The following is a 228-nucleotide window of genomic DNA, read 5'->3' on the forward strand; positions in this document are numbered from 1 at the left end:
GAATGGCGATACATGTCAGTGGCCAGTGGACCACAGTCCGGTGAGGCCGTCGAATCAATTATTCTGTCTGATTTGGCCGTGTAGCGGAGTTGTATCGAAGCGGCGGGACTGTTCCCGCCGTCTTCTGTTCGTCGAACCGCTGACTACGCGGCAAGAGCGGCGCGGGTTTTGCCGATCGTCAGAGCTGCCTTTGCCGCTTCACGGCCTTTCTCGACGAAGTGTGCGCGG

The 228-nt window shown here is 59.2% G+C and carries 1 pseudogene; it reads right to left on the reverse strand.

Annotated features, from left to right (window positions below):
- Window positions 1–143: 143 nt before the first annotated feature.
- Window positions 144–228, reverse strand: a pseudogene (locus tag AF337_RS38995) (6,7-dimethyl-8-ribityllumazine synthase); the annotation flags it as partial.

It is taken from the genome of Rhizobium ecuadorense (genome assembly GCF_001187535.1).
Classification (GTDB): Bacteria; Pseudomonadota; Alphaproteobacteria; order Rhizobiales; family Rhizobiaceae; genus Rhizobium; species Rhizobium ecuadorense.